Raw genomic sequence first — 6,660 nt, 5'->3', positions numbered from 1 at the left:
CCTGATGTTCGAAGGCGCGCAGGGCACGCTGCTCGACGTCGACCACGGCACCTATCCGTTCGTCACCTCCAGCAATTGCGTGGCCGGTGCGGCCGCCGCTGGCGCCGGCGTTGGCCCGGGCCGCCTGAACTACATCCTGGGCATTACCAAGGCTTACTGCACCCGCGTGGGTTCGGGCCCGTTCCCCAGCGAGCTGTACGACAATGACAACCCCAAGCGTCAGGATCCGATCGGCGTGCGCCTGGCCAACGTCGGCAAGGAATTCGGCTCGGTCACCGGCCGTCCGCGCCGTACCGGCTGGCTCGATGCCGCCGCGCTCAAGCGTTCGGTGCAGATCAACGGGGTGTCGGGCCTGTGCATGACCAAGCTCGACGTGCTTGATGGCCTCGAAACCCTCAAGCTGTGCGTGGGTTACGAACTGGACGGCAAGACTATCGATATCCTGCCGCGTGGTTCGGATGCCGTGGCGCGCTGCGTACCGGTGTACGAGGAATTCCCCGGCTGGAACGAGTCCACCTTCGGCGTGAAGGCCTGGGATGCGCTGCCGGAACAGGCCCGCACCTACCTCAAGCGCATCGAGGAAGTAGTCGGTATCCCGATCGACATGATCTCGACCGGCCCGGACCGCGACGAAACCATCCTGCTGCGCCACCCGTACGTGGCCTGACGTTGTCTGTGCCCGAAAGGGCGCCGCGCGGCTGACGGGCCGCCGGTACAGGACGGCAAATGCACAAGAGCAAATCGGCCCGCGCAAGCGGGCCGAAACTTTATCGGTCGACAGACCTCAAGCCGAAGAGCCAAGAATAAATCATGACCCTGCCATCGAATGACGAAGAGAACCTGTGGGTCTCCTGGGACGAATACCACAGCCTGATCGCACGGCTGGCGCTGAACGTCCACGAGTCGGGCTGGAAGTTCGACAAGATTCTGTGCCTGGCGCGCGGCGGCCTGCGCGTGGGCGACCAGATGTCACGCATTTTCGACGTGCCTCTGGCCATTCTGGCCACCAGCAGCTATCGCGAAGCGGCTGGCACGCAGCAGGGCGATCTCGACATCGCGCAGTACATCACCATGACCCGGGGCGACCTCTCCGGCAAGATCCTGCTGGTCGATGACCTGGTCGATTCCGGCGTCACGCTGGAGCGCGTGGGCCGCCATTTGCAGGAGCGCTATCCTGCCGTGACGGAAGTCCGCTCGTCGGTGCTGTGGTACAAGGCGTGCTCGAAGGTCAAGCCGGATTACCACGTTACCTTCCTGCCGACGAACCCCTGGATCCACCAGCCGTTCGAGGAGTATGACACGCTGCGCCCGCACAATCTTGCGGCCTGGCTCAAGCGCGGCAAGCATGCTGCTGGCAGCGGTAGCCAGGGCTGAAGCTGCGGACGGCCCCAGCCGCATGGCTGAAATGGCCGCGGCGGCAAAGCAGGGCGGCGGGCGGCGATCAGCCGCCTTTTTTTTCGCTTAGTAGGCCACCGTGTAGCGCTGGCGCGAGTGCGCCGGCTTTTCCACTTCGTCGATCATGGCAATGGCGTAGTCCTCCATCGAGATCCAGCTCTTGCCGCTGGCATCGGATAGCAGCGTTTCCTCACCGACCCGATAGGCACCAGTGCGGGTACCCGGCTCGAACAGCGCGGCGGGGGAGAGAAAGGTCCAGTCCAGTGTGGTCTCGGCACGCAAGGCGTTCAGGAAGTCGCGGCCTGCCAGTGCTTCCGCCTTGTAGGCCTCGGGGAACTGCGGCGTATCGACCAGTTGCACGCCGGGGGCCACATAGAGGCTGCCGGCTCCGCCTACTACCAGCAGACGCGGCACGGCCGCTGCCTTGGCCGCGCCAACAATCTGCGCGGCGCTGGTTTGCAGGAAACGCACGGTGCTGATCGCCACGTCATGGCCGGCGAGGGCACTGGCCAGGGCCTCAGTGTCGGCCACGTCGGCATTGCACGTGGCAAGTCCCTGCCGCGTGGGTAGTTTCTCTGCCTGGCGTGCAATGGCGGTGACGGTGTGGCCGCGGCGCAGCGCTTCGTCGATAAGGCGGGTGCCGACGCGGCCGGTAGCGCCAATGATTGCGATCTTCATGCTCAACTCCTTGCGTGGTTGCTTGGTCAGGCTGCTTCACCGAAGGGTGAGGCCAGCATAGTCAAACCCGTGCCTGGCACGAGTTTCATATCGATATGAAACTATTACGGTTACATATCGGGATAAAAAAATCAGCGCACGCGGCGCTCCGCGGCACGCTCCACATCGGCGAGCATGCCGGCAATCGTGATTTCCGCCAGTGCGCCATCCATCGCGGCCTGCGCGCGGTCGGCGGCTCGCTTCAGCGCCCCGGAGATTTCCCGGCCCACCATGCAGGCCGGGTTGGGCACGCTGTGATGCGGGGCGATCAGCGTTGTCGACTCCACCGCGCGGAATACATCCAGCAGGGTGATCGACCCGGCCGCGCGGGCTAGCGAGGCCCCGCCGTTGCTGCCCATCATGGTACTTACCAGGCCGGCTTCCACCAGTTGACCAACCAGGCGGCGGATCAATGCGGGATTGGTGCCCACGCTGCCCGCGATCAGCGACGACGGCAGGGGGTCGGCCGCGCTGGCCAGCAGGGTCAGGATGTGGACAGCGACGGCGAATCGGCTACTGGTGGTCATGGCGGAAGAGGCAATATGAAACCATGATAGTTACAGATTGGATGACTCGTCAAGCGGCGACCGGGTTGCCGGGACGTCCCGGCAAAGCGCGCACTTGCAATAACTGTGTTGTTTGCGCCGGGAAACGTCAAAAAACACGACATTCAGGGGTCTGGATGGCGGAAGAATGCCGGGATCGCCACTGAAACTGATACACTCACCCGCAGCGCAGCAGTCGGCGCCGTCCGGGCCGCGCCCTGGCAGTTCGTGTGAGCGCCAGGCCGTGTGCGAGTGAATCCGCCTTAACAGGCGAGAATGGATTCCAGGCTCCGGAGCGGCCGCTGTTGCGGCTGTTTTTATCAAGTCGCGCAGTCGCGTCAATATCGAATCGGGAGTGCAAAGTTGCAAGATCAGACGCCGGAAAACAAAAAACCCGCAAGGCTCGAAAGCGCTGCGGGTTTTCCGTTTGATCTGGTGCCCAGGAGAGGACTCGAACCTCCACAGTGTTGCCACCGCTAGGACCTGAACCTAGTGCGTCTACCAATTTCGCCACCTGGGCGGGCGTCGAAACAACCGAAGCGCTCATTATAGCGACCGCAAAACGTTTGTCAAATTATTTCTAGAAAAAATTGAATCAGAATAACTATCCGATCCCTAGTCGGGAAGAAATCCTTGGCGTCCTGAGGACGTCCGGGTCGCCACTGTCGGCTGGCGATATCGCCAAGGCGCTCGCCGTCACGCGCAAGGAACACGACGGCTTCCAGAAACGCCTCGCCGCCATGGAGCGCGACGGGCAGATCGAACTCAACCGCAAGGGCCGCTACGAGCTGGCCCACCAGCCCAACTTCGTGGTCGGCCGGGTGCAAGGCCACCGCGACGGCTTCGGCTTCCTGATCCGCGATGATGGCGATGACGACATCTTCCTGCCGGAGCGCGAGCTGCAGAAGGCCATGCACAACGACCGCGCCCAGGTGCGCGTGATCGGCTACGACCGGCGCGGCCGGCCCGAAGGGCAGATCGTCGAGATCCTCGAGCGTGCCAACCGCTACGTGATCGGTCGCCTGTTGAGCGAGGGCGGCGTGCTGGTGGTGGCGCCCGAAGACAAGCGCATCAGCCAGGACATCCTGATCCCGCCCAAGGCCCAGGGCAAGGCGCAAGTCGGCCAGGTGGTCAGCGTGGAGATCATTGATTACCCCGATCGCTACGTCCAGCCGGTGGGCCGCGTGGTCGAAGTGCTGGGCGACTTTGACGATCCCGGCATGGAAATCGAGATCGCCGTGCGCAAGTACGGTGTGCCGCATGCCTTCTCGGACGCCTGCGCCAAGGAAGCCCTGGCGCTGCCCGACGAGGTGCGCGAAGCCGACCTGGAACACCGCATCGACCTGCGCGACGTGCCGCTGGTGACCATCGACGGCGAAGACGCGCGCGACTTCGACGATGCGGTCTACTGCGARCCSGTCAAGATCGGCCGCGCCAARGGCTGGCGCCTGGTGGTGGCGATTGCCGATGTGTCGCACTACGTGCGCCCGGGCACGCCGCTGGACGCCGATGCGCTGGACCGCGCCACCTCCGTGTATTTCCCGCGGCGCGTGATCCCGATGCTGCCGGAGAAGATCTCCAACGGGCTGTGCTCGCTTAACCCGCAAGTCGACCGTCTGTGCATGGTGTGCGACGCGGTGATTACCGCGAAGGGTGAGCTCAAGGGCTACCAGTTCTATCCCGCCGTGATGCATTCGGCGGCACGTCTGACCTATAACGAGGTCTGGTCGGTGCTGTCCAATACCAAGGGGCCRGAGGCGCACAAGCGTGCCGACCTGGTGCCGCACCTGCAGAACCTGTATGAGCTGTTCCAGGTCCTGCTGAAGGCGCGGCGCGAGCGTGGTGCGATCGACTTCGACACCACCGAGACGTATATCGTGTGCAATGCGCAGGGCAAGATCGAGCAGATCCTGCCACGTACCCGCAACGATGCCCACCGCCTGATCGAGGAATGCATGCTGACCGCCAACGTGTGCGCAGCCGATTTCCTCGAGCGCTTCAAGCATCCCGCGCTGTACCGGATCCACGCCGGCCCGAGCGAGGAAAAGCTGAAGAACCTGCGCGAGTTCCTGCGCTCGGCCGGCCTCTCGCTGGCTGGCGGCGACAAGCCGCAGGCGGCCGATTACGCCGAAGTGATGGACAAGATCAAGAGCCGTCCCGATGCGCCCATGCTGCAGACCATGCTGCTGCGCTCGATGCAGCAGGCGGTCTATAGCCCCGACAATATCGGCCACTTCGGCCTGGCTTATGAGGYCTACGCCCACTTCACCAGTCCGATCCGCCGCTACCCGGATTTGCTGGTGCACCGCGCGATCAAGGCCGTGCTGGCGCATACCAAGTACGTACCGGCATTTGCGCCGGGTACCGCGCTGAACACCGCGATCGCACCCAAGGCGCGCCGCCTGCAAGCCAAGGATGCCGCGGCCAAGGCAGAGCAGACCGCAGCGCGCGCCAAGCGCAATGAAGCCATCTGGGATGAGCTTGGCCTGCATTGCTCGGCCAATGAACGCCGCGCCGACGAAGCCTCGCGCGATGTGGAAGCCTGGCTCAAGTGTTACTTCATGCGTGACAAGCTCGGCAGCGAGTACTCGGGCACCGTCAGCTCCGTTACCTCGTTCGGCATCTTCGTGCAGCTCGATGAGCTCTATGTGGAAGGCCTGGTCCATGTCACCGAGCTGGGCAGCGATTACTTCCAGTACGACGAGGCGCGCAATGAACTGCGCGGCGAGCGTACCGGCATCCGCTACCGCCTGACCGACCGCGTACGCGTGCAGGTTTCGCGCGTGGATCTCGATGCCCGCAAGATCGATTTCCGCCTGGTGCAGGAGCCGTCGGCCAAGAACCTGCGCGCCCGCGTCCCGACCACCGAGGCCGCGCCCAGGGTGCCTGCCGCGCACGCCGTGCCCGCGCGCAAGAAAGGCCGCCAGCTGGCAGCCCTGCTGGGCGGCAGCTCCAAGCCGGAAGAGTCGTTCGACGAAACGCTGGATCGCGTGATCGAAGAGCAATCGGTGTTCGAGGCCGTCATGACGCCGGTCAAGCCGCATGTGGGGCAGGGCGCCAAGGCCGGCGGCAAACCGGCCAAGCGCGCCGCCAAGCCCAAGCCGCAGCACCTGGGCTCGACCCACAAGGCCGGTGCCAAGCCGGCCGGCAAGAGCAGCCGCGCGTCGCGCAAGCGCTGATGGCGGGTAGTTGCCGGGGCAGCGCCAAGCGGCCCCGGCAACTGGCCAAGCCATGGCGGGAATGTACAATCCCGCCATGGCTAAACAAAAACTCCTGATCGGCTTTCACGCCGTCACCGCGCGCCTGCGCCAGGACGCCGCCGGCGTCACCGATGTCTACGTAGAATCCGCGCGGCGTGACCGCCGCATGCAGGATTTCATCCGCCTTGCCGAAAGCCTTAACGTTCGCCTGCACCCGGTGGACGCCGAGCGCCTGCGCGGCATGGCCGGCACCGACCGTCACCAGGGCGTGGTCGCCCGCGCTGAAGACGTGGCGCTGGCCCTTAATCTCGACGAACTGCTGGACGGCATCGAGGGCACGCCCTTGCTGCTGGTGCTGGACGGCGTTACCGATCCGCACAACCTGGGCGCCTGCCTGCGCGTGGCCGACGGCGCCGGCGCGCATGCGGTGATCGCCCCCAAGGACCGCAGCGTGGGCCTGAATACCACGGTGGCCAAGGTGGCCAGCGGCGCGGCGGAAACCGTCCCCTACATCACTGTCACCAACCTGGCGCGCACCCTGCGCGAACTGCAGGAGCGCGGCATCTGGGTGATCGGCACCGCGGACGGCACGGAGAAGACGATCTACGACGTCGACCTCAAGGGCCCGATGGCTCTGGTTATGGGCGCCGAAGGCGAGGGCATGCGCCGCCTCACCCGCGAAACCTGCGACGAACTGGTCGGCATCCCGATGGCTGGTGGCGTGGAAAGCCTGAACGTCTCGGTAGCCAGTGGCGTGTGCCTCTATGAAGCGGTGCGCCAGCGCCGCCTGCCGCGCTGACGGC

General features: G+C 64.8%; 6 protein-coding genes and 1 tRNA gene. 4 read left to right on the top strand and 3 right to left on the bottom strand.

What is annotated here, in order from left to right; translation table 11 throughout:
- On the top strand, window positions 1-667 hold a 667-nt coding region (locus tag AC1DN0_RS31600; RefSeq protein WP_477146275.1), incomplete at its 5' end, for an adenylosuccinate synthetase.
- Window positions 668-810: 143 nt separating this feature from the next.
- Window positions 811-1,374 carry a phosphoribosyltransferase gene (locus AC1DN0_RS31595; RefSeq protein ID WP_441632058.1) on the top strand — a complete coding sequence of 188 codons (564 nt, stop codon included), beginning with the start codon at window positions 811-813 and terminating at the stop codon, window positions 1,372-1,374.
- Between the two features lie 87 nt (window positions 1,375-1,461).
- Here the strand turns inward: AC1DN0_RS31595 and AC1DN0_RS31590 are convergent, their stop codons facing one another.
- From AC1DN0_RS31590 to AC1DN0_RS31580, 3 genes are all read right to left on the bottom strand, one after another.
- On the bottom strand, window positions 1,462-2,073 hold the full coding sequence (locus AC1DN0_RS31590) for an NAD(P)-dependent oxidoreductase (protein WP_441632060.1): 612 nt from the start codon (window positions 2,071-2,073) through the stop codon (window positions 1,462-1,464).
- A gap of 131 nt (window positions 2,074-2,204) precedes the next feature.
- The gene (locus AC1DN0_RS31585) at window positions 2,205-2,639 is read right to left on the bottom strand and encodes an Rrf2 family transcriptional regulator (protein WP_045239423.1); all 435 of its coding nucleotides are present in this window, start codon (window positions 2,637-2,639) and stop codon (window positions 2,205-2,207) included.
- Window positions 2,640-3,090: 451 nt separating this feature from the next.
- Window positions 3,091-3,177: transfer RNA gene (locus AC1DN0_RS31580), tRNA-Leu, on the bottom strand.
- A 70-nt stretch (window positions 3,178-3,247) separates the two neighbouring features.
- Between AC1DN0_RS31580 and rnr the strand changes: the two genes are divergently transcribed.
- Together rnr and rlmB are read left to right on the top strand one after the other, a co-directional pair.
- The gene (gene rnr / locus AC1DN0_RS31575) at window positions 3,248-5,836 is read left to right on the top strand and encodes a ribonuclease R (protein ID WP_477146274.1); all 2,589 of its coding nucleotides are present in this window, start codon (window positions 3,248-3,250) and stop codon (window positions 5,834-5,836) included.
- Between the two features lie 76 nt (window positions 5,837-5,912).
- Window positions 5,913-6,656, top strand: coding sequence for a 23S rRNA (guanosine(2251)-2'-O)-methyltransferase RlmB (gene rlmB, locus AC1DN0_RS31570; protein ID WP_035874924.1), 744 nt, complete (start codon window positions 5,913-5,915; stop codon window positions 6,654-6,656).
- Window positions 6,657-6,660 lie beyond the last annotated feature (4 nt).

It is taken from the genome of Cupriavidus sp. 05N39 (genome assembly GCF_056397325.1).
The sequence above is the reverse complement of the archived record's forward strand: the minus strand, read 5'-3'. Positions and strand labels throughout refer to the sequence as shown.